The sequence below is a fragment of the Mesorhizobium sp. M0058 genome (assembly GCF_040323095.1).
Taxonomy (GTDB): domain Bacteria; phylum Pseudomonadota; class Alphaproteobacteria; order Rhizobiales; family Rhizobiaceae; genus Mesorhizobium.
The window spans coordinates 239,561-263,244 of record NZ_JAMYUQ010000012.1 but is presented as its reverse complement, the minus strand read 5'-3'; the positions used below and the strand labels follow the sequence as shown (position 1 = coordinate 263,244).

Here is a 23,684-nt window from a genome sequence, read left to right as displayed (position 1 = left end):
CCAAACGAAAACCTCACGCCCAGCTCGCTATTGGCGGGTTGGCGAAAAGGGGGCCCCCCCACCCTCGGTCTTGTTTCGCACCACACCTCTCCCCCGATCGACGGGGGAGAGGAAGGCTCCCTTCCGCAACTGCTGCGGGACGGGCGGGGCAGCGCAAGCTTTCGCGGTTGGCTCGTCATCAGGTACCGGTCGGACGCTTGCCTCCCCCGCCCACACGCGGCATAGATCGGCCATGACAAGCGAACTCTACTGCCCGCGCCGCTCGGTGCTTTACGTCCCGGCCTCCAACGACAAGGCGCTGGCCAAGATCGCAACGCTTGCCTGCGATGCCGTGATCATCGACCTCGAAGACGCCGTCGCGCCCTCAGACAAGATCGCCGCGCGGGACAAATTGGCCGGCATTTTCGCCAGCCGACCGAAACGCCGCTGCGAAATGATCGTGCGCGTCAACGCGCTGTCCAGCGAATGGGGCAACGATGACCTGCTGGCCGCGGCGAAATTCGTTCCCGACGGCATCCTGTTGTCCAAGGTCGCCACGCCGCGTGACATCCTCGAAGTCGGCGACGTGCTCGACGATAATTTTGCCCCCGACAGCGTCAAGCTCTGGGCGATGATCGAGACGCCCAAGGCCATGCTCAATATCGGCGCCATTGCCGAACTCGGCCGCGATCGCGCTTCGCGGCTAAATTGTTTCGTCGCCGGAACGAACGATCTGGTCAAGGAAACCGGCATTCTGGCGACGCCTGATCGGCGCTACCTCGTGCCTTGGCTGATGCAGATGGTGCTGGCGGCGCGAGCCGGCGGCATCGACATACTCGACGGCGTCTCCAACGATTTTCGCGACCTCGACGCGTTTGCGCGCGAATGCACGGAAGCCGCCGCCATGGGGTTCGACGGCAAGACGCTGATCCACCCCGCCCAGATCGAAACCGCCAACCGCGCCTTTGCGCCCGCGCCCGAAGCCTTGGCCGAGGCGCACGCGGTGAAAGAGGCTTTCGCCTTGCCCGAAAATGCCGGCAAGGGCGTGATTGCGCTGGATGGCAGGATGGTCGAACGGCTGCACCTGGTGCAAGCCGAAAAACTGCTGGCGAAGGCCGCCGCCATCGGCGCATGATCCGCCCCGAAAAGACGAACTCACGACAGGATCTGACCCATGAGACTTTACCGCTTTCTGTCCGCCCCCGACGATTCAACCTTCTGCCACAAGGTCACCGCGGCGCTGAACAAGGGCTGGCACCTGTACGGCTCACCGACCTACGCCTATGACAAGAAGACCAAATCGATGCGCTGCGGCCAGGCGGTGGTGAAGGATATCGACGGCCAGGAATACGGGCCGGATACGAAGCTGAGTGATTGGTAGGCGAGCTTTGCCAGCCTGTCTAAGACAGCGCTAGGCTGCCTCGGCAATATCAAGACGCACTGTAAGTCCGGCCTGTGTGGCCAGATTGATCAAGGTGTCCAGACTAAAATTCGCGATCCTGCCCCGCAGAAGATCGCTAAGGCGTGGCTGGGTAATCCCGAGCCGGTTGGCTGCTTCGGCTTGGGTAACGTCCCAACTCCGCACCCGCTGTTCGATCGCGATCAGCAAATTGGAGCGCATAGTCATGTTGGCGGACTGAGCCGGGGTGTCTTCCAGCGCATCCCAGACATTTTCAAAGCTTTGACGTTCCATGAGCATGTCTCACTGAATTTGCCTGAACCGCGATGCGGCAAGAGCCAAGTCTCGTTTCGCCGTCTGTTGCGTCTTCTTCTGGAAGGCGTGCAAGACAAAGACGGCGTCACCTATGCTGGCGACGTAAAGCACCCGGAACGCGCCAGCATCGTCTCGGACACGGATTTCCCGTACGCCTAGGCCTATCGTCGTCATCGGCTTCCAATCGCTTGGCTCAAATCCGAGTTGAACCTTGTGCAGTTGAACGCCCGTTTCCTTGCGCACCGCCTCTGGAAAAGCCCGGAGCTTGGCAAGAGAATCTCCAAGAAACTCCAGTCGCTTGGTCGGCATACAGACTTTATATCAAAACTTGTATAATTTCACAAGCAGGCTCGCCACCTGAATATCGCACAGCCTTACTCCGCCGCCTCTTCAAGCTTTTCCATATCGTCGTCCGACAGGCCGAAATGGTGGCCGATCTCGTGGATCAGCACGTGGGTGACGATGTCGCCCAGCGTCTCTTCGTTTTCGGCCCAATAGTCGAGGATGGCGCGGCGGTAGAGGGTGATGCGGTTCGGGCCTTCGCCGGTCTGCGGGTTCCAGCGCTCGGCGATGCCGCGGCCCTCGAACAGGCCAAGCAGATCAAACGGTGTCTCCAGCGACAGATCGTCCATGATCTCGTCGGTCGGGAATTCGGCGATCATGATGACGATCTCGCCGGTCAGCTTGCGAAAATCGTCGGGCAGATGTGCGTACGCCTCCAGCGCCAGAAACTCGATCTCCTCGATCGAAGGCGAGAGTTCATCGTGCCAGGTGCGGGTCTTGTAGATGCGGGCCATGCTTTGTCCTTTGATCCGGCATATAGGCTTTCCCTCCGGACTCGGCAAATGGACCGGGTACCTGGCCAATGACTGTTTCTTTGCGCCGAATGGCTGCGACCAAAGTCCAAGGTTGGCCTCGTCACCTTTGATCAAGGAATAAATTCCTTCTGACTCCGCTTGACTCTTCCGGCACCCTCTGGAATCTATAGGAACATAACAGGAACAGTTGTGAGAGAAATTGACCGTCATGGCGACATCAGCCGTGGCGCGGGAGACTGTTTTTGCCCTGCGCCGCCAGATCGCGAAGATCGAGGGAACGCTGCCCGAGCGCCTGGCCGCGCCGGCTGGCGAGGGGCTGCGCGCGGGTCCTGGCGGCGGTCTCGACGCCGCGCCTGAACCCGATGCCGATGTCACCATCATCCGGCGCGGGCTTGCCGTGGCTTCGCCGGATGCTTTCCTGGCCACCGGCGTCGAGCGCCTCGATGCGGCGCTGAGCGGCGGCCTTCCGAAAGCCGCCTTGAGCGAAATCCATGGCCTTGAGACCCGCAATGCCGGGGCCGTCGCCGGCTTTGTGCTGTCGCTGGTCAGCCTGATCCTCAAGGGCCAGCCCTTGCCCGTGCTGTGGATCGGCACGTCGGAGATTTTTCGCGAGGCCGGCTTTCCCTATGCCAGGGGAGTGCAGGGCATGTTCGGTATCGCACCGGAGCAGTTGCTGTTTTCCGAGGCGCCGAAACTCACCGATGCGCTGTGGGTAGCCGAGGAGGCCGCGAAGATGACGGCGCTCGCCGCAATCATCCTCGAAATCCGTGGCAGCCCGCAGCGGCTCGACCTCACCGCGACGCGCCGGCTGCACGCGCGCGCCCAAAACGCCGGCCGGCCGGTGTTCCTGCTGCGCCAGGCCGGCGAAGCCGAGCCGACCGCCGCCCCGGTGCGCCTCATCGTGTCGGCTGCACCAGCGGCGAGCCGCCGGACGATCGCCGGGTCGCTCGCCGGCTCGATCGGCCGGCCTGCCTTCACCGTCAGCATCGGCAAGAGCCGCACCGCTCTGCCTGGACAATTCACACTGGAGTGGAACCCCGATGAACACGCATTCGAAGAAAGAAAGCCCCGCGAAAAACGGGCAGAGAATTCTGTCGCTGTGGTTCCCGCATCTGGCGGCAGAACGGATCCTGCGCCAGCGCCTGGGACGGTCGTGGCGTTCCCGGCCTTCGGATCATCTGCCGCCATCTCACCCACCGCTCGTGATCAGCCATCGCGACCGCAACGCCCAGCGCATATCGGCCCTCGACGAGCGGGCTGAGGCGCTGCATCTGAAGCCTGGCATGGGCATTGCCGATGCGCGCGCCATGCATCCCTCGATCGACATCGTCGAGGCCGATCCGGACGCCGATCGCCGGCTGCTCGAAGGCCTCGCCGACTGGTGCGATCGCTATACGCCGCTGGTGGCGCTCGACGGTACTGATGGCCTTTATCTCGACGTCACCGGCTGCACGCATCTGTTCGGCGGCGAGCGCGCCATGCTGGACGACATCCTTGCGCGGTTTTTCCAGCAGGGTTTCGATGTCCGCGCCGGGTTGGCCGCGACGCCGGGTGCAGCCTGGGCGGCGGCGCGCTTCTGCGGCAACCGCATCGTTGTCTCCGGCGAGGAGGAAGCGCTGCTCGCCCCCTTGCCGCTGGCGGCACTGCGCATCGAGGCCGATATCCGCGCCAGCTTGGAAAGCGTCGGCCTGCGGACCGCCGGCGCGGTCATGGCAGCGCCGCGCGCGCCGCTCGCCCGTCGCTTCGGCGCGACCTTGCTGTTGCGGCTCGACCAGGCGCTCGGCCGCCTCGACGAGGCGGTATCGCCGCGCCTGCCCGTGGCCCCGCTTTCGGTCGAACGCCACCTGGCCGAGCCGGTCGTGCTGACCGCCGAGATCGAACGGCTGGTGCTCTTGCTGGCGGTGACGCTGAAGGCCGATCTCGAACGCCGCGGCGAGGGCGCAAGGATGCTGGCGCTGCTTTTGTTTCGCGTCGACGGCGCCGTCAGCCGCATCGCTGTCGGTACCTCGCGACCGTTGCGCGAACCCAAGCTTATCCAGCGCCTGTTCCATGAGCGGCTGGCCGCGCTCGAACAGGACATCGATGCCGGCTACGGCTTCGACCTGGTGCGGCTTTCGGTGCTGGCGGCCGCCGGCTTCGACATGCAGCAGGCCGATTTGACCGGCGAGACCGAGGATGACGGCGCCGACATGGCACTCTTTGCCGACCGCATCCGCGCCAGGCTCGGCGACAGTGCGGTGCTGAAACCGGTCGCCCTCGAGAGCCATCTGCCGGAGCGCGCCATCGCCACCATCCCGTTCTCGGAAGCGCCACAACGCAAACCACCGCTCAGGAAGCCGGGCTCGAAAGACGCGCCGCGCGCAACCATCTTCCCGCCGGAACGGCCGATCCGGCTGTTCCGTTCGCCCGAGCCGATCGAGGTGCCGGCCACCGAAATGCCTGAGGGTCCGCCGATGAATTTCCGCTGGCGCCGCGCGCTCTACCGGGTCGCGCGCGCCGAGGGGCCGGAACGCATCGCGCCGGAATGGTGGCGTGAAACGTCAAGCGATCCGCTCACATCGACGCGTGACTATTTCCGGATCGAGGATGCCGACGGCCGCCGCTACTGGCTCTACCGGCAAGGCCTCTATGGCAACCCGCAGGTGCCGCCGCGCTGGTTCATGCATGGAGTCTTCGCATGAACGCGCTGACCGTCATCCCCTATGCGGAATTCGGCATCCAGTCGAACTTCTCCTTCCTGCGCGGCGCCTCCAAGCCGGAGGAGCTGGTGGTGGCGGCCAAATTCCTCGGCTTTTCCTCGATCGGACTGGCAGACCGCAACACGGTGGCCGGCGTCGTGCGCGCCTGGCAGCAGGCCAAGGTCGAGAAGCTCGCCTATCACCCCGGTTGCCGCCTGGTGTTCGGCGACGGCACGCCGGACATTCTCGCCTATCCGCAGAACCGCAAGGGCTGGGGCCATCTCTGCCGCATGCTGACGCAAGCCAATTTGCGCGATGAAAACGAGAAGGGCGCGACCCTTCTCCAGCGCAGCGACCTGCTCGAATGGGGCGACCTGCTGTCGCTGGCGGTGCTGCCGGATCTCTCGGCGAATGCCGACGATCCCCTGGCATTGGTCCGTCAACTGAAAGACCGTTTCGGCGCTAATTTGCGGCTAGGCATGGCGCCGGATTATCGCGGCAATGACCGTTTCCGCATCGAGCAGGCGGCGGGCATGGCGGACATCGCCGGCGTGCCGCTGATGGCGACCAACGACGTGCTTTATCACAGCGCCGAGCGCCGCTCGCTGCAAGATGTGCTCACCGCCATCCGCCTCAATTTGCCGGTCGCCGAGGTCGGGCTGGAATTGACGGCCAACGCCGAGCGCCATCTGAAGCCGCCGCTGGAAATGGCCCGTCTCTTCCGCCGCCATCCACGGGCGCTGGCCGAGACGCTGCGCTTTGCCGGCGAACTGACCTTCTCGCTCAGCGACCTCCAGTACAATTATCCCGACGAGCCGACGCAATCAGGGCTTGGGCCGCAGGCCGAGCTAGAGCGTCTGGCCAGGGAGGGGGCCGCCACGCGCTATCCGGCGGGCGTCCCCGCTTCCGTCTTGCAGCGCATCAGTGAGGAGCTCGCTCTGATCGAGCGTCTGAATTATGCGCGCTATTTCCTGACCGTTTACGACATCGTCCAGTTCGCCCGCAATGAGGGCATTCTGTGCCAGGGCAGAGGCTCGGCCGCCAACTCGATCGTCTGCTACTGCATCGGCATCACCGAGGTCGGCCCCGAGCGCATCGACACGTTGTTCGAGCGCTTCATTTCCGAGGAGCGCAACGAGCCGCCCGACATCGACGTCGATTTCGAGCATGAGCGGCGTGAGGAGGTGATCCAGTACATCTACTCCAAATACAGCGCCAAGCGCACCGCGCTGGCTGCCGCCGTCATCAGCTATCGCGGCCGCTCGGCGCTGCGCGAGGTGGCCAAGGCCATGGGCCTGTCGGACGATGTCCGCAGTGCGCTCTCCAGTTCGATCTGGGGCTGGTCGACCTCGGAGCTCGGCGAGAAGGAGGCGCATGCCGGCGGCCTCGACCGCAACGAGACCTCGACCCGTCGCGTGATCGCCCACGCCAACGAGATCATGGGCTTTCCCCGGCACCTGTCGCAGCATGTCGGCGGCTTCGTCATTACCCGCGACCGGCTCGACGAGATCGTCCCCATCGTCAAGACGGCGATGGAGGCGCGCAAGATGGTCGAGTGGGATAAGGACGATCTCGACGCGGTGAAGATCCTGAAGGTGGATATTCTGGCGCTCGGCATGCTGACCTGCCTCAAACGCGCCTTCACCTTGCTCACCGACTATTATCCGAAGGCCCGGGATGATTACGGCCGACCCTATGTGCTGGCCACCCTGCCGCCGGAAGAGAACGACGTGTACGACATGATCTGCCGCGCCGACACGCTCGGCGTCTTCCAGATCGAATCGCGCGCGCAGATGTCTATGCTGCCGCGTCTACGCCCGCGCGAATTCTACGACCTGGTCATCGAGGTGGCGATCGTGCGGCCCGGTCCGATCCAGGGTGATATGGTGCATCCCTATCTGCGCCGCCGGCAGAAAAAGGAAATGCCTGAGTACCCCAAGCCGGAACTGGAAGAAATCCTGGGCAAGACGCTGGGCGTGCCGTTGTTCCAGGAACAGGCGATGAAGATCGCCATCGTCGCCGGCGGCTTCAGGCCGGGCGAGGCGGACGAACTACGCCGCGCCATGGCCACCTTCAAGCGCACCGGCACCATCGGCAATTACCGCCAGCGCATGATCGACGGCATGGTCGGCAAGGGATACACCAAGGACTTCGCCGAGCGCTGCTTCAAGCAGATCGAAGGCTTCGGCGAATACGGCTTTCCCGAAAGCCACGCCGCCTCCTTCGCTTTGCTCGTCTATGCCTCCTGCTGGTTCAAGACCTTTTATCCCGACGTGTTCTGCGCCGCGATCCTGAATTCGCAGCCGATGGGGTTTTACCAGCCGGCCCAGCTGGTGCGCGACGCGCGCGACCATGGCGTCGATATCCGCGACGTCGACGTCAATTTTTCCGACTGGGACTGCACCCTGGAGAAAGCCCAATTCGATCCGGGCCGCATCCTTGCGCGCCATGCCGAAATGCGCGGTGTCATCAAGACCCGGTGCGCCGTCCGGCTTGGCTTCCGTCAGATCAAGGGCTTGGCCGAGAAGCGTATGGAAGCTTTCACCGCGCGGCGCGGCGCCGGCTATACAAGCGTCAGGGATGTCTGGCTGCGCTCGGGCCTCAATGTCGGCGAAATCGAAAGACTGGCGCAGGCTGACGCCTTCCGCTCGCTCGGCCTCGACCGTCGTGAAGCCTTGTGGGCGGTGCGCGCGCTGGATGGCAAGAGCGCCGCCGAACGGCTGCCGCTGTTCGACCAGCCGGCGATCCGGCTGCGCGAACTCGAGCCCGAGACAAAACTGCCGACAATGCCGCTCGGCGAGCACGTCATCCACGACTACCGCGCGCTCGGCCTGTCGCTGAAGGCGCATCCGGTCGCCTTCCTGCGCGAGCGGCTCGACCGCGCCGGCGTCATTCCCAATGCCAATCTCGGCTCGGTGCGCGACGGCAGGCGGGTCTCGGTCGCCGGCCTGGTGCTGGTGCGGCAGCGGCCCGGCAAGGGCAATGCGATCTTCCTGACGCTGGAAGACGACAAGGCCGTCGCCAACGTCATTTTCTGGGAGCGGACCTTTACCCGTTTCCGGCCCATCGTCATGGGCGCGCGCTTCGTCAAGGTCACCGGCAAGCTGCAGTCGGAATCCGACGTCATCCACATCGTCGCCGAGAAGATCGAGGATTTGACGCCGTGGCTGACGGTGCTGCTGGAAGAGATGACGCCGGCTGCCCGGCCCGACATTGCCACCCTCTCGGACAAAGCTGAAAGGGTCATGCCCAAGGGGCGGAATTTTCAGTAGGCAAGTGCAGGGCGGTCGGGAGCCCATGACATTAATGCCGGCAAGGGCAGAGGGGGGCGCAAGGATCGCCAACAGAATGGCTTCTTAGGCTGAGGTCCGTTTGAACCACCCCTGGCCCTTCAGCCCGGCCCACCCAATCGCGGCGGCGACAGCACGTCTTCCGCCGAAATAGTCCGCGCCTCCGAGGGCAGCATGATCGGGATGCCGTCGCGCACGGGATAAGCGAGCTTGGCAAGCCGCGAGATCAACTCGCCGCGCACCGGGTCCCAGGCCAGCGGCCCCTTGGTCAGCGGGCAGGCCAGCAGCTCCAGCAATTTTGGATCGACATTGACCGACTTGCCGTCACGCCCATCCGCAGCCATTGGATCCCCCTTCAGCCATCGGCTCAGCCCTTATTGCAGGCTGGAACCAAAGTCCTCATTCTCGCGCGCCAGCGCCATTTCGGTGATCGCGATCAGCGTCTCCGCGCGGGCTTTCAGGTCGGGCGCCTCCAGCAGCGCCTGTTTCTCGGCCGGTCCGTAGGGCGACATCATCGACAGCGCATTGACCAGCATGGTATTCTCGGCGCGGCTGACGCTTTCCCAATCGGCTTCGAGATCGTTGGCCTGCAGATAGGCGCGAAACGCTTTCAACAGCGCCGGCCGGTCGATCTCGCTTGCCGCCTGGTCTTCGGTGAGATCGGTGAGGAACGGCGCCAGCTTGCATTGCCGGAACGGCGTCTTCACCGGCAATTCGCTGGTGATGCGGAAACGGCAGACGCCCTGCAGCGAAATCAGATATCGGCCGTCGCCGCTCTCGGCCATCGAGATGATGCGCCCGGCGCAGCCGACATTGCACAGTTCCGGCTCGCCGTCGGCGCGCAACGCGCCATTGAGGCTGGGCTGGACGATGCCGATCAGCCGCGCGCCGGCGATCGCCTCATCCACCATCTGCAGATAGCGCGGCTCGAAAATGTTGAGCGGCATGCGCCCGCCCGGCAGCAGCAGCGCGCCGGCAAGCGGAAACACCGGAATGGTTGCCGGCAGATCCTTGCCGACCCGGTAAAATGCGTTTCCGACCTGCACCTTCACTCCTCCGACCCGCTCGCGCGCGATGTTATCGGCCTAATCTGGCGCGGCGGCCGCCGACCGCAAGGCCCGACAGCCACGCCCCGGCAATTTGGCCGGCAAACGGCTCAGGAAAACAGCAGCGACGACAATTTGCGCCGTGCCGCCAGCGTCGCCTCGTCGGTCATGCCCCAGGCCTCGAACAGTTTCAGCAGCTGCGCCCTGGCGCCGTCCTCGTTCCACGTCCGGTCGGCTTTTATAATCGCCAGAAGATTGTCGGCCGCCGCATGGCGCTCGCCCTTGGCGTTCTGGATCATGGCGAGGTCGAAACGCGCCTGGTGGTCGCCGGGATTGGCGGCCAGTCGCTGCTCGAATTCAGCTGGATTGCCAAGTGCTGCCGCTTCCGCAGCCAGCGTCATCTTGGCACGCAGCGCGGCAAGTGCCGGCGCATTCTTCTTGGCCTCCGGCGCCGTTGCCAGCAGCGCCTCGGCGCCGTCGCTGTCGCCGTCCTCGAACAGAAGCTCGCCCAGCCCGGCAATCGCCTCGATCGTCTCCGGCGCCTGCGCCAGGATGGCGTCGTAAATGTCGGCTGCGGTCTGCGCATCGCCCGCCGCATGCGCTTCCGCCGCCGCGGCCAGTGCTTCGGCGACGGGCGGCGCGCCATTGCCCTTGCCGCCGACCTTGGTGATGAACTCGGCAATCTGGCTCTCGGGGATGGCGCCCATGAAGCCGTCGACAGGCTGGCCGTCCTTGAAGGCGATGACCGCCGGGATCGATTGGATGCCGAGCTGGCCGGCGATCGAGGGATGATCGTCAATGTTCATCTTGACCAGCTTGACCTTGCCGCCGGCGGCCTTGATCGCCTTTTCCAGAAGCGGCGTGAGCTGCTTGCAGGGCCCGCACCACGGCGCCCAGAAATCGACCAGTACCGGCTGTTTGCGCGATTCCTGGATGACGTCGGCGGCGAAAGTGGCGGTCGTGGTGTCCTTGATCAGCTCACCAGCGGCAGGTGCTGCGCCGGGTGTCGGGCCAAGTGCCGACTTGGCCGGCTCGGCGCCGCCATATCGCACGGAAGTGGTGTATTGGCCCGAATTGCCGCCGAATTGGCCGCCAAACGGATTGTTGTTGTCGCTCATCTCGTCGCCCTTCCGGTCGCGCCCAGCGGAGCAGCGCGACGTCCTTAACTAGAGGTCAGTTTTCGCCATCCATGTGGCGATCAAGCCGAGACTTTCAAGATAGCAGCATCATGTCCGGTTGCCTCGACGAATCTGATGAGGTCGGCGGACGCGATCGACGTCGTCGCCTCATTGGTCAGCGGATGCGCGTTGACTGTCGCATGTGCCATCAAATCCTGGTCGAGCACCACCTTGACCCGTCTTTCGGTGTCGTTGATCAGCCCGAACACGGTGACCGCGCCCGGAATGACACCGAGCAGCTCCATCAGCATCTCCGGCTTGCCGAACGACACCCGGCCGGCGGCGCCGATGATCGTGTGGATCTGCTTCAGGTCGACCACCGCCTCCTCGCCGACGCTGACCAGGAAGAAATTGTCCTTCTTGTCCTTGAGAAACAGATTTTTCGTGTGCCCGCCCGGTATCTCGCCGCGCAGCGACTGCGAATCGGCCACCGTATAGAGCGGCGGATGGCGCACGGTCGACACTGATATGCCGAGATCGGCAAGAAAGGCGAAAAGCTCGGCTTCGGTCTTCGGCATTGGTGGTCTTCCCCTGTATCGGCGCGCGGCAAAGCCGTTTACGGCCAATGATGCCGCCGAGACAAGACCGTCATGCGGGAAGTCGATGAACCACCCGCGTGGCCGACAAGGTTCGGCCAGGCGAATTTGGCGCGGCTAAAAAGCCCGTCATTTCCTTGTTGCAATCGCCGCGCTCTTCAGCCATATAGGCCCGGCTTGCGGCCCCGAGGGCCGTGTGAGCGGGTGTAGCTCAGGGGTAGAGCACAACCTTGCCAAGGTTGGGGTCGAGCGTTCGAATCGCTTCACCCGCTCCAGTTTCCTCCGGGAAATCAGGCATCGAAAAGCCGCGGTTCGCCGCGGCTTTTTCGTTTTTAGGGCCGACTGAATCGCGCTTGTGGCAAGCGGCTTGGAATACCAGGGTTACATGCGGGTTACCAGTTTTTCGCGGATCCGGCGCAGTGGGGATTAGTGTGTTGCCGGACGCGCAGTATATTCAATCCAAACGGTCACAACTTTACCATGAATGCTGGGCTGCAGTTGACTGATTGATCGCCACTCGCTCTATCCTTACCGATTGGGGCGGAGGCGCAATAAGTGAGAATCAAATCCATCGACATCGGCAATTTCAAAGCCATCAGTTCGACGAAGGTCAATCTTCTAGACTTCAATGTCATTGTTGGTGCGAATGGCTCCGGCAAAAGCTCCGTGCTGCAGGCCATGCACTGGATGTTTCAGTCGGGGAGGAACCGTCGGATTGAGGCTCGGTCAAAGTCGTCAGACGGGGTCACGCTTTCCGAAAAAAATGCCACATATATGCCATCCCCCGACTACCGAAATGCTGGTCACTCGTCGGAGTACGGGAATAAGACAGGTACGCCCCAGCTTGATATGGGCGTAGTAGCTATCATGGATGATGGCTCTGAGGTGACGGCAGAGCTTTGGATCAAGTCAGCTCGTAACGCGGGTATCCTGGTCCATATCCCCAGCGGCAATGCGTTCATCAGCAACCTTCGAGACCCTTCTCGGGAATTTAGTGCATACATCCCCGGCTTGGCCGGCATTCCTCTCAGCGAAGAAAAGCGAAGTCGAGCAATCGTTCAACGCTTGGCAGCAGCTGGCGACGCAAATACGGTCTTACGCAACGTCCTCCTCCTCCTAAAAGGCACCGCAATAGACGGCAAGAATGGCCTGATGCTGCTTGAAGAGTATGTATCGCAAGTAATGGGGAAACTCTCGCTCGATGTGACGTTCTTGGACGAAAGGGACTCAAACATCTCGGCTCGCTTTACAACGGCTGACATGCAAGCGTCGGAAAAGAAATGGAGGCCACTTGAACTCGCCGGTGTTGGCTTTCTACAGGTCATCCAGATATTTGCCTATCTGCTTTACTTTCGACCGGCGCTGTTGCTGGTGGATGAGCCTGACGCCCATCTGCATCCCACAGCTCAAGAGCGGCTCGTACCAGTATTGGTGGCAGCTTCTCAGAGGACGGACACACAAGTTGTTCTGACGACCCATAGCCCATCAGTGGTTCGTGCCCTTCCAAGCGATGCGCGGGTCATTTGGATGAAGGAAGGGAAGGTGCAGGATGGCGGCGACACCGAAGGCCGGCGGCTAATGGGCTGGGGTCTATTGGATCGGAAGATCCTTATGCTGACCGAGGATGAAGATGCCGGGATGATAAGGACAATTTTGTCTCAATGGCCCCATCTGGACCGTGCGGTGGCCGTTTGGCCTGTGCGCGGATCAGGAAAAGTGCCGGAAGCAGAGGTCATCAAGGATTTTATTGAGATCACCGCTGGTAGTCTTAAGGTTGTTATACATCGCGATCGTGACTTCTTAATGCCCGGAGAGTTAGCCGCTCTTGGCGGCCCCTATTCCGACAAGGGCCATGTCGTCTGGTTCACCAAGTATTCCGACATGGAGGCGTACTGGACCAATGAATCGGCGATCGCTTCGCACTTCGGCATCTCGGAAGAAACCGCCCGGCAGTTACTTGAAGATGCAGTCGCGGAAGCTGCGGCAAATAACGTTGCGCTAGAAACACGTCGACGCAAGCGCAACGACGCTGCAAACAAGTTTAACAAAAAGGGCAATCTACCGCAATTCGGCGACTCTGAGGTTGAAGTCGAGGCCGCCGAGCACGGAAAACAGTATGTGGTTCTCGGAAAAGATCTGCGAAACGCGATACGAAAGGTGGCGCACAAGGCAGGCCTGAAGACGGGGCAGAGCTACTCATTGATTGTTCCAGCAGTCTTATCAGGCCAAATGGCAGACGACTTGCGTGATTTGCTTGAAAGTGCGCTCAAGAGCTGAACCGCACATATGAACGATGCTTGCTTCAGGCCGCCAAACAAGCGAGACACTATCGCCGTTCGTTCGCTAGCGCTACGACCATGACCACTACGCGCTCGAGATCATCGCTTCGTAATGCCGCCAAGGCTGCGATTGTACGCTGCCGTGCCAGTTCTTCCGGCGCGCTTTTCTCCAGCGAGGTTGTCAACAGATCAGTGGGTGTAGTCGCCAGTACCGAAGGGGTATCCTTTGCAAATCAGTATAATTGAAGTAAGCTATAACTTCAATTTTGTTAACAAGGTTTTTCACAGGTGCCCACGCCCCGTAAAGTCCTCAACGGATTCACGGCCCGAGAGGTAGCGGCGATCTCGGGGCTAAGCCTCCATATGGTCAACTATCTGGCGCGGGAAAACTACCTCACAGCCTCCCATGCGACAGTTGGCCGAAGGGGTGTCGTCCGTTATTATTCGTATCGAGATTTGGTCATTGCGCGTCTACTTAATAACTTTTCTCTGTCGGGGATCGAGATCCGACGCATTAAACCTGCCATTCAGCTTCTGCGCGAAAGTAATATGTGGAGTATGGCCGACAAAAAGTCGCCCCTTTCCTTCGTCTCGACCGACGGGCTAGAGATATTCTACCACAACGCCAACGGAACCCTGACCGAGATTACAAACAAGGGGCAACTGGCATTTGCGTTTGTTCTTGATATTGAAGGGGCATCTCGAAGTGTCAAAAACGAGATCAGCCCTTCCAAACGAAAGCGGTTTGAGCTCGGCCACTACGAACTCGAATATGCAACCGGTCCATCTCCGAGGGCTACCAGGCGATAGCTAACTGACGCTCCGCTTGTTCGTTATCTGGGTTCCGATCGCGCCGTTACCACTTGGATTCTGCCTTGAGCCCATCGACTTCGGCCCCGCTATGCCGAGGCCGACGGTCACACTCGACCGTTTCATTTTCCATCGCGCAAAGGTTTCGAACCATTTCAGCGCAAGCTAATTGAATCACCGGGTTGCGGGTGAGTTCATGCGTTTAAAATTCGTCGAGCCTTTGCTGCCGACCCTTGTCGAGAAGCCTCCCGAAGGCGACGAATGGATTCACGAGGTCGAGTTCGACGGCTACCGCAGCCAGGTCATCATCGATCACGACGTGCGCATCTTCACGCGCAACGGCCACAACTGGACGGCGAAATACAGCGATCTGGCCGGAGCAGCGAAACGGCTCGGGGTTGAGAATGCCATCATCGATGGCGAGATTGTCGTGCTCAACGAAGCCGGCTTGTCGGACTACCAAGCCCTGCGCACGGCCATTACCCGCCGCCAGCACGACCTGTATTTCGTCGCCTTCGATCTGCTTCACCTTAACGGTCACGATCTGCGGGACATGGATCTCGAAGACCGACGCGAAGTTCTTGAAGGCATCATCCTGCCTGATGACCGCATTCAGTTCAGCCAGGCGCTGCCTGGCGATGCCAAAGCCATCTTCCATCTGATCGACGAAGCCGGCATCGAGGGCATGGTTTCGAAGCGCCGCGACAGCAAATACCGCAGCGGCCGGTCGACTGCCTGGCTGAAGGTCAAAAGCTACATGGTGGAAGAATACGATTTGCTCGGTGTCGAGCGGGACCCGGCAAGCCGGCCTTTGCGCTGATGGCCGACCGGGAGACCGGCCAGTATGTCGGCTCAGCGTTCATCAACTCCCGCGGCGCAATCCGGGAGCGGCTGTGGAAGCGCGTGCAGGAGCACGCCGGGCCGGCGCCGAAGGGGATGAAGCGGCCGGCGACGCAGTGGGTTAAGCCCGGGCTTATCGGCCGCGTGAAGCACTTGCGGGGTGAGGAAGATTTGCGACACGCTTCGTTGCAAGATTTCCGGGAGGAAGAATAGTCGCAAAGTCGCTGCTGGCCAGATCATCCTGATTGCAATTTAAGCGCGATTGTACGGAACAGACAGTGCGCGAGGTTGTTGAGCCTAATAAGGCGGGCTCAACATGCCACTTTCCCTTCGAACCACTTTGTGTGAAACGCGAGACGCGCTGCACCTCTTGCGACGGTCAGTCCGTGATCGCGGGCACATCGATGCCATGTACGAGATCGATTGCCTGGTCGGTCTGGCTCACGAAATTGCTTTGAAGGCTGTCTCGGCGATTGAAGTTCGCGGCCGAGTCCAATGAACCCCGCCTTATTCCTCAATTGATGGGGATTGCTCAACGGGCTTCCTACCGGAACCTAACCGCGTGATTCGACCTTATGCCGCTATGAGCACACGCGGCGTCAATTTTCTCGACAAATGGATGGCAGAGCACCTGCCCAACGTCTTGATTGACGACATGGATGATCCCGTGGCGATCAGCGATCTTGCCGACCAGGCAATGAAGGCGGCCGACCGTGAGGGCATCAGTTCCGACGAGGTCAGCGAAGAGGTTGGCAGCCTATTCGAGGTCATCCTTGAGGCGATGAAGAACCGCGCTGGCGGCGGCGAGGGCGGGTGACACCATGCCGAAATCGAAACGGTTTTGGATTGTCGTCGGGGTTCTCACAACGCTTATCGTGCTCGCCCTAGTTATGTCCCTGACCCTTGCCGCGCTCGGCCCGCACTGATGGCTAACGGACAATTCCAGCGATCCGGAGGGCGACTGCATCAAGTCCGCTTTTGTAAATCCTGGTGAGGACGTGCTCTGCGGCTTCTGCCCTTTGAGCAGTGCATCCGCGGAGTTCACCACCTCCTAGCCTGGCAGGCCTATTGGCGAGGCAGTCCCAAACACCCCAGGTTCCCTTGGCTTCCATGTGGCAGTAAAATCTGTGTTGATGATTTTCCATATCTGCACAACGCCTAGCGCGATCTTTAGGGTGCATCACATCTTTGGAGGTGGTTAATGCGCGCCCGAGCGCCGAACAAAGTGAGCACACAGTGGCGTAAGGTTTCTCGACAAGTGGGTTGCCGAGCAACTGCCTATTGTGGCGCGGGGGAGATCCGATCGCTGCCAGCGACCTGGCAGATCAACGGATGACCGCAGCCGAGAAGGCCGGCATCCCTGCCGACGAAATCAACGGCGAGGTCGAAAGCGTATTTGAATTGGTTTTGGAGGTAACGCGGCGTCGCACGGGTGAAATGCTCTAGCCGCGGAACCATTTCCTCCAGAATATCCATTTGGACCTTCTGCGCTTACGAAGCCGCACAATCGGCCTGTCGAAGTCATCCGGGTCGCACTCGGCAAGAAACCGCCGCCGCCATTCATCGCTTTGCTCGTTTCGCTGCCGTCTGAGACTCAGCTTGCCCCCACGAGGCACGGGAGCATCCAACCCCGCCAGAAGGCCGATGTGCGGGCTAACGCTGTCGAAATCGTCAAGCTGTCTTCGTAGAACAGGCGGAGTGGTTCGATCCCGGCCCTAGCAAAAAACGAATTCCAGCGACCGGTGCCGATGGCAATCTGGGCAAGGGCGAAGTCGATGCCATACGCCGAGTACTCGGCCTTCTTCACGGCAGCAGTCTTGCTGGTCCAAGCACCATCCTGCGATGCTTTTGCCCAGGAAATTGCCTGGCCGAGCCGATCGCGCCTTTCAAGGTATATCCACCCCGGGTCAGGAAACCACTCCGTAAGCCTGATATCCCTGCTTAGCTCATAGAAATGGGACGGGAACAGTTTGGTAGCTGCTACTCCGTTTGGCGTGGCGCTGGCGGCAATACGGGTGCAACGCTCAACCGTCGGGGTCTTCTCTTCTCGGTTGAAGTATTCTTTCGGATCTCCCAGCACCCCCGTGCTGCGCATCTTTTCGCTAAGAAGCGTGCTACCGGATCGCTGCAAGGTCGCAATGATAAGCGTCCTGCCGGGAGGTTTCCAACCTGTGGGCGGGCTGATCAGCATGGACGACAAATAACTACGGTATCACCGCCGAGTCCACCTTGCCACTTCAGGGTTGCAAAACCGTCGTCAGTCGTCCTGCCGGCCCTTGGCGAAGTAAATAGCTCCATCCGTCTTGACTTGACAGGAATATGTTCCTCATTTTGTCCGCTATGGCGCACGATCCGATCGACACGCTGGGCAAGGCGACCCGGCACAACATGCTTGTGAAAGCCGAATGCAGCTGCGGCAACGTCCGCTACTGCCGATCCGCCGATCTCATGATGGTCTACGGCGGCGGCGTCGACCCGCAGAAGCTGAAGTTTGACTGCAACCGGTGCAAGCCGCAGATCAAGATCACGCTTCTCGTGCTCCTGGCGTACCACTACGAGCAATACCGCGCGCTTCTTGACGTCCATGCCACTGCTGAAATCGATCGAGATGATCACGGGCAACAAGGCGCAGTTCATCCAATGGAATGAGCGGCGCAGCCAAGTGAGAAGCCGTCAAGCTAAATCCGGCCTGCCGACTTGGAGCTTCTCGTTAGCCTCAAAACCAATTGGGAAGGTGAGCCTAGGTTTTCCGGTGCAATTCGGCAACATACGCACATGTATCGATCCGTTCTGAGCAGGTGCAGCATGCTTCCTGACTTGAAAGGAATCCATGCTATACATTAGAATGAGCTAAATAACGATACTTGTGGCTTTGGCGGTCTAAATATCGATTATTTGACCGGGGGGGGGGGGGTTTATAGAATGGAACAGCGGCAAAATCTGGCGCCGCTTACGGCGATGCGCTTTTTCGCCGCTGCGGCGATCGTTGTTTTTCATCTTCATAATAACTGGGGGCTGCCCGGGCCCCAAGACACCGGATTGATGTTTGGCATCGGAGTGAACCTGTTCTTTGTGCTCTCAGGGTTCATCCTCGCGTACACATACCGGCGGATCGATGGGTTTGATCATGCGATCAAGATAGTCGCATACCGCGTGGCCCGTATCTGGCCGCTACACATCGCAATGCTCGGGCTTTTCTATCTGCTAGTCTACGACGCCTCAAACCCATTCCATGACATTCACAAACTCTGGGCCTCGGTGTTTCTCTTGCAGGCTTGGTTTGGAGATTACACATATTCGTTTAATGGGAACCCCGTCGCTTGGACACTGTCTTTGGAGTTGTTTTTTTATCTGACTTTCCCACTCCTAACGATCATGTCCAGTCGCTGGATTGTGGCAATTACATTGCTAGTTACAACGTTGACCTTGTCTTGGGCATTTGCAGTGCCAGTACTTAGTGCACCATTGGACCTGCCTGGAACGACCGCCGCTGGGATTGTCAGGATGCATCCGGGATCGTTTTTCGTGCTTTTTGCAGCAGGCATACTCGCCTGTCGAATGTTTATATCGCGCGAGTGGCAAATTGGACCGCGCGCCGCCACAGTATGGGAGGTTCTGTGCCTCCTGTTTGCAGGAGCCTACTTTTTGCGGAACGAGCAGATCGCTGGGTCGATCGCGAACTTCCTTCATGTTGGTGGAATCCCTGCACTGTGGATGCAGAATGCCATGGGTGCGGTCTTTTTCACTCCGCTAATTTTCGTGCTGGCAATCGGGCGAGGCCGCCTTTCACAGGCGCTCTCGGTACGCCCTCTGATCATTCTGGGCGAGGCATCTTTCGCGATATATCTCCTACACCTCATGGTGCAGGACAAGGCAATGGCTATTGGCTTTGCAACCCCGTCGGATGTGCCGGCCTACCTCTGCATTGTCTTGGTCGGTTCAGTAGCGCTGAACAGGTACATCGAGATGCCGTCAAATCGCTATCTGCGTCGAAAAGTTGACGCCTGGGCGGATCGCCGCGTTGTCGCTGCGAGGCCGGTCATCTAGCTCGCGAGGCAGTCCGTTCTCGCCCTTCTCGTTTCTCGGGGCTCTTGGGCTCATCTTCGGCCGCCTTGGCAAGGGCCTCCCGCTGGGCGATGATCTGCTGATTGATCCTTGTCCCAAGCGCGTTGCGTGCCTTTTCAGGTAGTTCCTGGAGAGCTAGTTCGAGTAGAATTAGATCGGTGTCGGTGAAGTTCAGCGTAACCATTCTTGTCGTCTCCTTAGCTGCGTAGGCCCATGGCACGATCATCGGCGATCATGGCCATCACGACGCCGGCAAGCTGAGCCAGCGTCACGGTCGAGGTTGCGTAGGTGGTGCGCTGGATTGTGCCGGTGGGTAGGGCGACAGCGCCCCGTGCGGCAGGCGCAGTGCCGAAGAAGCCGATGCCGGTGGTGTTGACCTCGAACTTGGTGGCGGCCGCGCCATCATTGATCTTCACACCGCCCGTGCCTTTGCCCTGCACGATGATGCTGGGATTGGTTTCCGTGCCGCTCGGCTGGATGATCGGATGCCCGGCCGCCGCTGCTCCCTTGAGCGAAAGGAAGCTTGTCGGCGAAGCGACATGGCCGATTTCAACCTGTTTGGCGAAGCTGGCGCCGTTCGTATAGAACGAATGGACGCCGACTCCCTTTGTGCCGAAGCTGGACCCGACATCGGTATCTGAACCCTTCATCCACAACAGCGGCGACTGCCCGGCGACGGCGCCGGAGAATTCGAAATTGTTGACGGCGTTGTCGGTCGATAGAATCGCAAGTTGTTTCTCAAAGTCCGAATTGCCAAAGAAAACCGCCTTCGATTTCCCACCAGCCGCCACCCAGGTGTTGTCTGTCGAATCCAAAAAAAGGAGCGGGGCGACGTTGACCCCACCCACGGTCATGGCGGCGATGTTGTCGGTGTTCTTAAGCAGGATCGCCTGCCCGGTTGAGTGGAGCGCGCCTGTCGAGTAGTGACTAATCGAAGGCGCCGCCGGCTGGCTTAACTGCCGCTGGGCGGCGCTGTCTGCGCATGAGGTCCTGGGTGGCTTTCTCCAATTCGGTGCCATCCATCTCTGCCGGATCTTTCACGACGCCCGCGTTGCGGTCCGCTCGGTCGAGCATACCCCCAATTTGAAGGAGAGTCCGTTGCGACGACGCCCTTGCAACGGCCGTCTGTGTTTTGTCGCGGCAAATCTCCAGCGCGCTCTCGTATGCGACCTTGACGCCCTCCACCCGAACGCGTCGGATTATCTCGGCGCGCACAGCCTCATCATCGTCAAATTCATCCTCGACTTCATTCATGCAAATGCCCCTATCGGCTTTGGACAATCATTTTCTGGCTGAATAGGTTACGGGTTGTGACGAGAAGTGTCGTAGAATCAAGGGTTGCCAAGGTTGGGGTCGAGCGTTCGAATCGCTTCACCCGCTCCAGTTTCCTTCAGGGGGAATCAAGCGATGAAGAGGCGCCTTTCGGGGCGCCTTTTGCTTTTTCCAGACCGGCGATGTAAGCGCGTTGCGGGACACTTGTTCTCCCTCAAAACCAGGCGCGGGTAGTACGGCGTGGCGCATAATCCCTTGGTTTCCAGTTCGGCGAACGGCGGCACCGCATCCGAAGCGCTTGCTTGGCTGGCGTTGCGGAACGCCGCGTCCGAATGCGGCTCAGGCTCGCGCTTGATCGACCCGCAGCCCCTGCGCGCACTCCCGGCGGGACGCAAGTGGGCGCATGAGATTGCCAAGGTAATCTTCGATGGCCTTGTGGCAGGAAGCCTTTCGGTGCCGGGGCAACTGGCTGCCCGGTGGGACAGCTTCGGCAGCGCAACCACCGCATTGATCATCGAACTCGGCAAGGACTGGGACAATCCCGCAGCGGCTCGCCGCGTCCAGTACCAGCTTGAGCAAATGCTTCTCGAACCCGACGATCTTGCCACGCCGCGCAGGCTGGCGCGAACGCTCGGAATTCGCGTCGACGCTCGCAATCCGACCGCGACCGAACTGCCGGAAGGCATCGATCAGATCTATGCCCATCTGATGCTGGATGGCCGGATCGAGGCTGTCGTGCAGTTCGGTGCACTCGGGACGGTGACGAGCGATCATTGGATTGAATTGATCCTGGATGTAGTGCCTGCTGAGCGGCTTGCGGGAGGATCGCCTGGACCGCAAAAGGGCGCCGGCGCGACCACGTCAAACACGCCTGCAGCCGAGGTATCGTTTGCCATGGCGGGAAGCGAGCCCGATCAGGACAGCCACTTCGGCAAACTCGCGCAATTGGCCGCACAGGCGCATGACCTGGTTCGGTCGAGCGCTGAACCGTCAGAGCCTGTTACGCCGCGCCGCGCACGGGTCGCGGACAAGCACGACAAGGATCGCACGGCGTTCTGGAACAGCTATTTCGCGACCGAGGATCCCTGGAACTACAGCTCGCTCTATGAGCAGGAAAAATATGAGCGGCAGATCGAGATCCTGCCTGCCGGTCCCATCGGCCGGGCGCTTGAGCTGGCCTGTGCGGAGGGCCATTTCACGCGGCAGCTGGCGCCGCGCGTGGGCCATCTGACCGCAACCGACATCTCCGCCATAGCCATCGAGCGAGCCCGCGCCCGATGCAACAATCAGGCGAATGTCGAGTTCGGCGTACTCGATTTCGCTGCCGACACGCTGCCGGGTGAGATGGATCTGATCTTCTGTTCGGAGGTGCTCTACTATCTGGACGATCTCGCCGAGTTGCGGCGCATCGCCAAGAAATTTGCCGAGGCGTTGGCGCCTGGCGGTAGTTTCATCAGCGCACACGCATTCGTGCTGCGTGACAATGTCGAAAAGACGGGCTTCGACTGGAACACATTCGGTGCCCAGGCGATCTCCGAGACGCTGGCAGCGACCGAAGGCCTGGTGCTCGAGCAATCGATCCAGACCGAGCTCTACCGCATAGACCGCTTCCGCCGCCTATCGCCGGGCGATGTGGCGACGGACCCGGTGATCGATCATGTGCCGATCCGCGCGCCCATCGAAATCGGCGTCGCGCGAAATATCGTCTGGGGTGGGGCGCGAGCCTTGCGCCGCGACGTCGCACGTAACGAGCAGCGCCAGCATATCCCTGTCCTCATGTATCACGGCGTTGCCGATGAAGGTCCGGCCGCGCTCGCTCGCTTTCGGCTCACGCCCGCCGCATTCGCCAGCCAGATGGGATGGCTGCGCGCCAATGGCTTTCACGCCATTGGCTCCGAGCAGCTGGAAGCATCCATCGCCAACCGTCAGCCTTTCGTCGGCCGCCCGGTGCTCATCACCTTCGATGACGGCTTCCAGAACTTCGCCGACCATGCCTGGCCGATCTTGCGCGCCAACGACCTGAACGCGGAAGTGTTCCTGGTGACGGACCTGGTGGGCGAAAGTGCAAAGTGGGACACCGACATCGGTCCGCCGACGCCGCTTATGGGCGCCGGGACGGTGCGACGCCTCGCTGCCGAAGGCGCCTTCTTCGGCAGCCACATGGCGACGCATCGCGCCATAGATGGTCTGTCGAGCGCTGACCTGGCCGCCGAGCTCCTGCGCTCTCGTCTGTTCATCGAACGCTGGACCGGCCGGCCAACCAGGGCGTTCGCGGCCCCCTTCTCCGTCACCGACCGACGGCTTGGCCGGCTGGCTAGGGAGTGCGGCTATCGAGTAGGCTTCGGCCGCAGGCACGGGCCGGCGGACCTCCATAGCGATCTCATCGACCTTCCGCGCATCGAGATTCGCGGCGACCGCTCGCTCGATGACTTTGTCGCCACTGTCGAGGCCGTGCTCGGATAAACGGTGAACTTGTCAGTTCATTATTGGGCGACTTGCGACACGGCTGACATCAGCTCCTTCGGGTTTGGGGCGCCAAACATGTATCGCCCACCCTCCGGGACCTCCGTGAAGCTCCAGCGGACGATCCCCTGCCGGTCCAGCAGGAACTGACCAACCAGTTGTCCGTGTCCCGTGGCCATCATCTGCTCGTCGGCTTCGGTCAGTTCGTAGTGGTCCTTCTTGTCGAGGATTGCGGCGGCTGTCATCGGATCCATGGGACCGGGCAATTCGCCAGGTATGTCGACCCGCATGTCCTGTGCCGCTGCCATCGCGACCTTGTACGGCCAGTTCGTCTCGTTCTCGGTGAATTCGAGATTGGGCAGTCCAAAAGCACGATGTGAAGCGCGTTCCGGGTCCGACGCCGCAAGCAGGTTCGGCATTGGATGGTAGCGGAAATAGAGCCGCGCCCGTTCGATCGGCGTGTTGACCACCGTCAGGCTCTCCACGCCCTTTTCGCGCAGCTCCGGATCGAGACGCGCCTGAGCGGCGATGTGGCGCCGGCAAAACGCACAATGCAGACCTCGAAACAGGCCGACCAGCACCGGTTTTTGCCCGCGAAAGTCGTCAAGCGCAATCTTGCCTTCCTGGGTAATGGCGTCGAGTATCAGGTTCGGCGCCCGGTCGCCCGGTTGAAGCGGTATCAATCCACTAGGCGCGGACATGTCCAACCCCCTATC

General features: G+C 60.9%; 24 protein-coding genes, 1 tRNA gene and 1 pseudogene. 13 read left to right on the top strand and 13 right to left on the bottom strand.

What is annotated here, in order from left to right:
* Positions 1-232: 232 nt before the first annotated feature.
* Complete coding sequence (locus tag NKJ75_RS22300; protein ID WP_023745943.1) at positions 233-1,114, top strand: HpcH/HpaI aldolase/citrate lyase family protein; 882 nt, start codon at positions 233-235, stop codon at positions 1,112-1,114.
* Between the two features lie 39 nt (positions 1,115-1,153).
* A complete protein-coding gene (locus NKJ75_RS22295; RefSeq protein WP_023673921.1) occupies positions 1,154-1,360 on the top strand; it encodes a DUF1737 domain-containing protein in 207 nt (68 codons plus the stop codon).
* 30 nt (positions 1,361-1,390) lie between these two features.
* Here NKJ75_RS22295 and NKJ75_RS22290 read toward each other — a convergent pair whose 3' ends face one another.
* The 3 genes from NKJ75_RS22290 to NKJ75_RS22280 all read right to left on the bottom strand — a co-directional run bounded on the left by NKJ75_RS22290 (position 1,391) and on the right by NKJ75_RS22280 (position 2,490).
* A complete protein-coding gene (locus tag NKJ75_RS22290) occupies positions 1,391-1,672 on the bottom strand; it encodes a helix-turn-helix domain-containing protein (RefSeq protein WP_023673920.1) in 282 nt (93 codons plus the stop codon).
* A 9-nt stretch (positions 1,673-1,681) separates the two neighbouring features.
* Entirely contained in the window at positions 1,682-2,002 is a 321-nt protein-coding gene (locus NKJ75_RS22285) for a type II toxin-antitoxin system RelE/ParE family toxin (RefSeq protein WP_023673919.1), read from the bottom strand.
* Positions 2,003-2,067: 65 nt separating this feature from the next.
* The gene (locus NKJ75_RS22280) at positions 2,068-2,490 is read right to left on the bottom strand and encodes a metallopeptidase family protein (protein WP_023673918.1); all 423 of its coding nucleotides are present in this window, start codon (positions 2,488-2,490) and stop codon (positions 2,068-2,070) included.
* A gap of 229 nt (positions 2,491-2,719) precedes the next feature.
* On the opposite strand from NKJ75_RS22280, the gene NKJ75_RS22275 reads away from it, so the two are divergent.
* The 3 genes from NKJ75_RS22275 to NKJ75_RS22265 are packed head-to-tail and all read left to right on the top strand — an operon-like array spanning position 2,720 to position 8,461.
* Complete coding sequence (locus NKJ75_RS22275) at positions 2,720-3,772, top strand: ImuA family protein (RefSeq protein ID WP_023745942.1); 1,053 nt, start codon at positions 2,720-2,722, stop codon at positions 3,770-3,772.
* Positions 3,714-5,192, top strand: a complete 1,479-nt coding sequence (locus tag NKJ75_RS22270; RefSeq protein ID WP_023745941.1) for a DUF6504 family protein — start codon at positions 3,714-3,716, stop codon at positions 5,190-5,192. The genes NKJ75_RS22275 and NKJ75_RS22270 overlap by 59 nt, the downstream gene beginning before the upstream one ends.
* The gene (locus NKJ75_RS22265) at positions 5,189-8,461 is read left to right on the top strand and encodes an error-prone DNA polymerase (protein WP_023745940.1); all 3,273 of its coding nucleotides are present in this window, start codon (positions 5,189-5,191) and stop codon (positions 8,459-8,461) included. Before NKJ75_RS22270 ends, NKJ75_RS22265 begins: the two co-directional genes overlap by 4 nt.
* Before the next feature lie 119 nt (positions 8,462-8,580).
* Here the strand turns inward: NKJ75_RS22265 and NKJ75_RS22260 are convergent, their stop codons facing one another.
* The 4 genes from NKJ75_RS22260 to NKJ75_RS22245 form a co-directional block, all read right to left on the bottom strand.
* A complete protein-coding gene (locus NKJ75_RS22260) occupies positions 8,581-8,823 on the bottom strand; it encodes a Trm112 family protein (protein ID WP_023672122.1) in 243 nt (80 codons plus the stop codon).
* A 30-nt stretch (positions 8,824-8,853) separates the two neighbouring features.
* Positions 8,854-9,525: an LON peptidase substrate-binding domain-containing protein gene (locus NKJ75_RS22255; RefSeq protein WP_023745939.1), complete on the bottom strand. Its 672-nt coding sequence runs from the start codon at positions 9,523-9,525 to the stop codon at positions 8,854-8,856.
* Positions 9,526-9,635: 110 nt separating this feature from the next.
* Positions 9,636-10,643, bottom strand: a complete 1,008-nt coding sequence (gene trxA, locus NKJ75_RS22250) for a thioredoxin (protein ID WP_023745938.1) — start codon at positions 10,641-10,643, stop codon at positions 9,636-9,638.
* Between the two features lie 80 nt (positions 10,644-10,723).
* Entirely contained in the window at positions 10,724-11,221 is a 498-nt protein-coding gene (locus NKJ75_RS22245) for a prolyl-tRNA synthetase associated domain-containing protein (RefSeq protein ID WP_023710270.1), read from the bottom strand.
* 218 nt (positions 11,222-11,439) lie between these two features.
* On the opposite strand from NKJ75_RS22245, the gene NKJ75_RS22240 reads away from it, so the two are divergent.
* From NKJ75_RS22240 to NKJ75_RS22220, 5 genes and pseudogenes are all read left to right on the top strand, one after another.
* Positions 11,440-11,514, top strand: a tRNA-Gly gene (locus NKJ75_RS22240).
* Between the two features lie 280 nt (positions 11,515-11,794).
* Entirely contained in the window at positions 11,795-13,516 is a 1,722-nt protein-coding gene (locus NKJ75_RS22235; protein ID WP_352500203.1) for an ATP-dependent nuclease, read from the top strand.
* Positions 13,517-13,806: 290 nt separating this feature from the next.
* The gene (locus NKJ75_RS22230) at positions 13,807-14,328 is read left to right on the top strand and encodes a MerR family transcriptional regulator (protein WP_352500202.1); all 522 of its coding nucleotides are present in this window, start codon (positions 13,807-13,809) and stop codon (positions 14,326-14,328) included.
* A gap of 196 nt (positions 14,329-14,524) precedes the next feature.
* Positions 14,525-15,381, top strand: a pseudogene (locus NKJ75_RS22225) (ATP-dependent DNA ligase).
* A gap of 349 nt (positions 15,382-15,730) precedes the next feature.
* Complete coding sequence (locus NKJ75_RS22220; RefSeq protein ID WP_245265826.1) at positions 15,731-15,985, top strand: DUF768 domain-containing protein; 255 nt, start codon at positions 15,731-15,733, stop codon at positions 15,983-15,985.
* Positions 15,986-16,446: 461 nt separating this feature from the next.
* Here NKJ75_RS22220 and NKJ75_RS22215 read toward each other — a convergent pair whose 3' ends face one another.
* Both NKJ75_RS22215 and NKJ75_RS22210 read right to left on the bottom strand, forming a co-directional pair.
* Complete coding sequence (locus tag NKJ75_RS22215; RefSeq protein WP_245265825.1) at positions 16,447-16,644, bottom strand: hypothetical protein; 198 nt, start codon at positions 16,642-16,644, stop codon at positions 16,447-16,449.
* A gap of 118 nt (positions 16,645-16,762) precedes the next feature.
* The gene (locus tag NKJ75_RS22210) at positions 16,763-17,359 is read right to left on the bottom strand and encodes a Stf0 family sulfotransferase (protein ID WP_023745932.1); all 597 of its coding nucleotides are present in this window, start codon (positions 17,357-17,359) and stop codon (positions 16,763-16,765) included.
* A 128-nt stretch (positions 17,360-17,487) separates the two neighbouring features.
* On the opposite strand from NKJ75_RS22210, the gene NKJ75_RS22205 reads away from it, so the two are divergent.
* Both NKJ75_RS22205 and NKJ75_RS22200 read left to right on the top strand, forming a co-directional pair.
* Positions 17,488-17,817 (top strand): hypothetical protein, encoded by a 330-nt coding sequence (locus NKJ75_RS22205; protein WP_023745931.1) that lies wholly within the window; start codon positions 17,488-17,490, stop codon positions 17,815-17,817.
* A gap of 273 nt (positions 17,818-18,090) precedes the next feature.
* A complete protein-coding gene (locus tag NKJ75_RS22200) occupies positions 18,091-19,215 on the top strand; it encodes an acyltransferase family protein (RefSeq protein ID WP_023745930.1) in 1,125 nt (374 codons plus the stop codon).
* Here NKJ75_RS22200 and NKJ75_RS22195 read toward each other — a convergent pair.
* From NKJ75_RS22195 to NKJ75_RS22185, 3 genes are all read right to left on the bottom strand, one after another.
* Positions 19,208-19,417: a hypothetical protein gene (locus tag NKJ75_RS22195; protein WP_023745929.1), complete on the bottom strand. Its 210-nt coding sequence runs from the start codon at positions 19,415-19,417 to the stop codon at positions 19,208-19,210. The genes NKJ75_RS22200 and NKJ75_RS22195 overlap by 8 nt on opposite strands.
* A 13-nt stretch (positions 19,418-19,430) precedes the next feature.
* On the bottom strand, positions 19,431-20,087 hold the full coding sequence (locus NKJ75_RS22190; protein WP_023745928.1) for a hypothetical protein: 657 nt from the start codon (positions 20,085-20,087) through the stop codon (positions 19,431-19,433).
* Between the two features lie 73 nt (positions 20,088-20,160).
* The gene (locus NKJ75_RS22185) at positions 20,161-20,487 is read right to left on the bottom strand and encodes a hypothetical protein (RefSeq protein ID WP_023745927.1); all 327 of its coding nucleotides are present in this window, start codon (positions 20,485-20,487) and stop codon (positions 20,161-20,163) included.
* A 258-nt stretch (positions 20,488-20,745) separates the two neighbouring features.
* Here NKJ75_RS22185 and NKJ75_RS22180 point away from each other — a divergent pair, with 258 nt between their 5' ends.
* Positions 20,746-22,968, top strand: a complete 2,223-nt coding sequence (locus tag NKJ75_RS22180) for an SAM-dependent methyltransferase (protein ID WP_352500201.1) — start codon at positions 20,746-20,748, stop codon at positions 22,966-22,968.
* Between the two features lie 20 nt (positions 22,969-22,988).
* On the opposite strand, the gene NKJ75_RS22175 is transcribed toward NKJ75_RS22180, so the two are convergent.
* Complete coding sequence (locus NKJ75_RS22175) at positions 22,989-23,669, bottom strand: redoxin domain-containing protein (protein WP_023672127.1); 681 nt, start codon at positions 23,667-23,669, stop codon at positions 22,989-22,991.
* Between the last annotated feature and the right edge of the window lie 15 nt (positions 23,670-23,684).

What these genes read in the sequence shown, in the direction of transcription:
- NKJ75_RS22300 (WP_023745943.1), top strand. Translation starts at nt 233, where the DNA reads ATGACAAGCGAACTCTACTGCCCGCGCCGCTCGGTGCTTTACGTCCCG.
- NKJ75_RS22295 (WP_023673921.1), top strand. Translation starts at nt 1,154, where the DNA reads ATGAGACTTTACCGCTTTCTGTCCGCCCCCGACGATTCAACCTTCTGC.
- NKJ75_RS22290 (WP_023673920.1), bottom strand. Translation starts at nt 1,672, where the DNA reads ATGGAACGTCAAAGCTTTGAAAATGTCTGGGATGCGCTGGAAGACACC.
- NKJ75_RS22285 (WP_023673919.1), bottom strand. Translation starts at nt 2,002, where the DNA reads ATGCCGACCAAGCGACTGGAGTTTCTTGGAGATTCTCTTGCCAAGCTC.
- NKJ75_RS22280 (WP_023673918.1), bottom strand. Translation starts at nt 2,490, where the DNA reads ATGGCCCGCATCTACAAGACCCGCACCTGGCACGATGAACTCTCGCCT.
- NKJ75_RS22275 (WP_023745942.1), top strand. Translation starts at nt 2,720, where the DNA reads ATGGCGACATCAGCCGTGGCGCGGGAGACTGTTTTTGCCCTGCGCCGC.
- NKJ75_RS22265 (WP_023745940.1), top strand. Translation starts at nt 5,189, where the DNA reads ATGAACGCGCTGACCGTCATCCCCTATGCGGAATTCGGCATCCAGTCG.
- NKJ75_RS22260 (WP_023672122.1), bottom strand. Translation starts at nt 8,823, where the DNA reads ATGGCTGCGGATGGGCGTGACGGCAAGTCGGTCAATGTCGATCCAAAA.
- trxA (WP_023745938.1), bottom strand. Translation starts at nt 10,643, where the DNA reads ATGAGCGACAACAACAATCCGTTTGGCGGCCAATTCGGCGGCAATTCG.
- NKJ75_RS22245 (WP_023710270.1), bottom strand. Translation starts at nt 11,221, where the DNA reads ATGCCGAAGACCGAAGCCGAGCTTTTCGCCTTTCTTGCCGATCTCGGC.
- NKJ75_RS22215 (WP_245265825.1), bottom strand. Translation starts at nt 16,644, where the DNA reads ATGGATATTCTGGAGGAAATGGTTCCGCGGCTAGAGCATTTCACCCGT.
- NKJ75_RS22210 (WP_023745932.1), bottom strand. Translation starts at nt 17,359, where the DNA reads ATGCTGATCAGCCCGCCCACAGGTTGGAAACCTCCCGGCAGGACGCTT.
- NKJ75_RS22205 (WP_023745931.1), top strand. Translation starts at nt 17,488, where the DNA reads ATGTTCCTCATTTTGTCCGCTATGGCGCACGATCCGATCGACACGCTG.
- NKJ75_RS22200 (WP_023745930.1), top strand. Translation starts at nt 18,091, where the DNA reads ATGGAACAGCGGCAAAATCTGGCGCCGCTTACGGCGATGCGCTTTTTC.
- NKJ75_RS22195 (WP_023745929.1), bottom strand. Translation starts at nt 19,417, where the DNA reads ATGGTTACGCTGAACTTCACCGACACCGATCTAATTCTACTCGAACTA.
- NKJ75_RS22190 (WP_023745928.1), bottom strand. Translation starts at nt 20,087, where the DNA reads ATGACCGTGGGTGGGGTCAACGTCGCCCCGCTCCTTTTTTTGGATTCG.
- NKJ75_RS22185 (WP_023745927.1), bottom strand. Translation starts at nt 20,487, where the DNA reads ATGAATGAAGTCGAGGATGAATTTGACGATGATGAGGCTGTGCGCGCC.
- NKJ75_RS22175 (WP_023672127.1), bottom strand. Translation starts at nt 23,669, where the DNA reads ATGTCCGCGCCTAGTGGATTGATACCGCTTCAACCGGGCGACCGGGCG.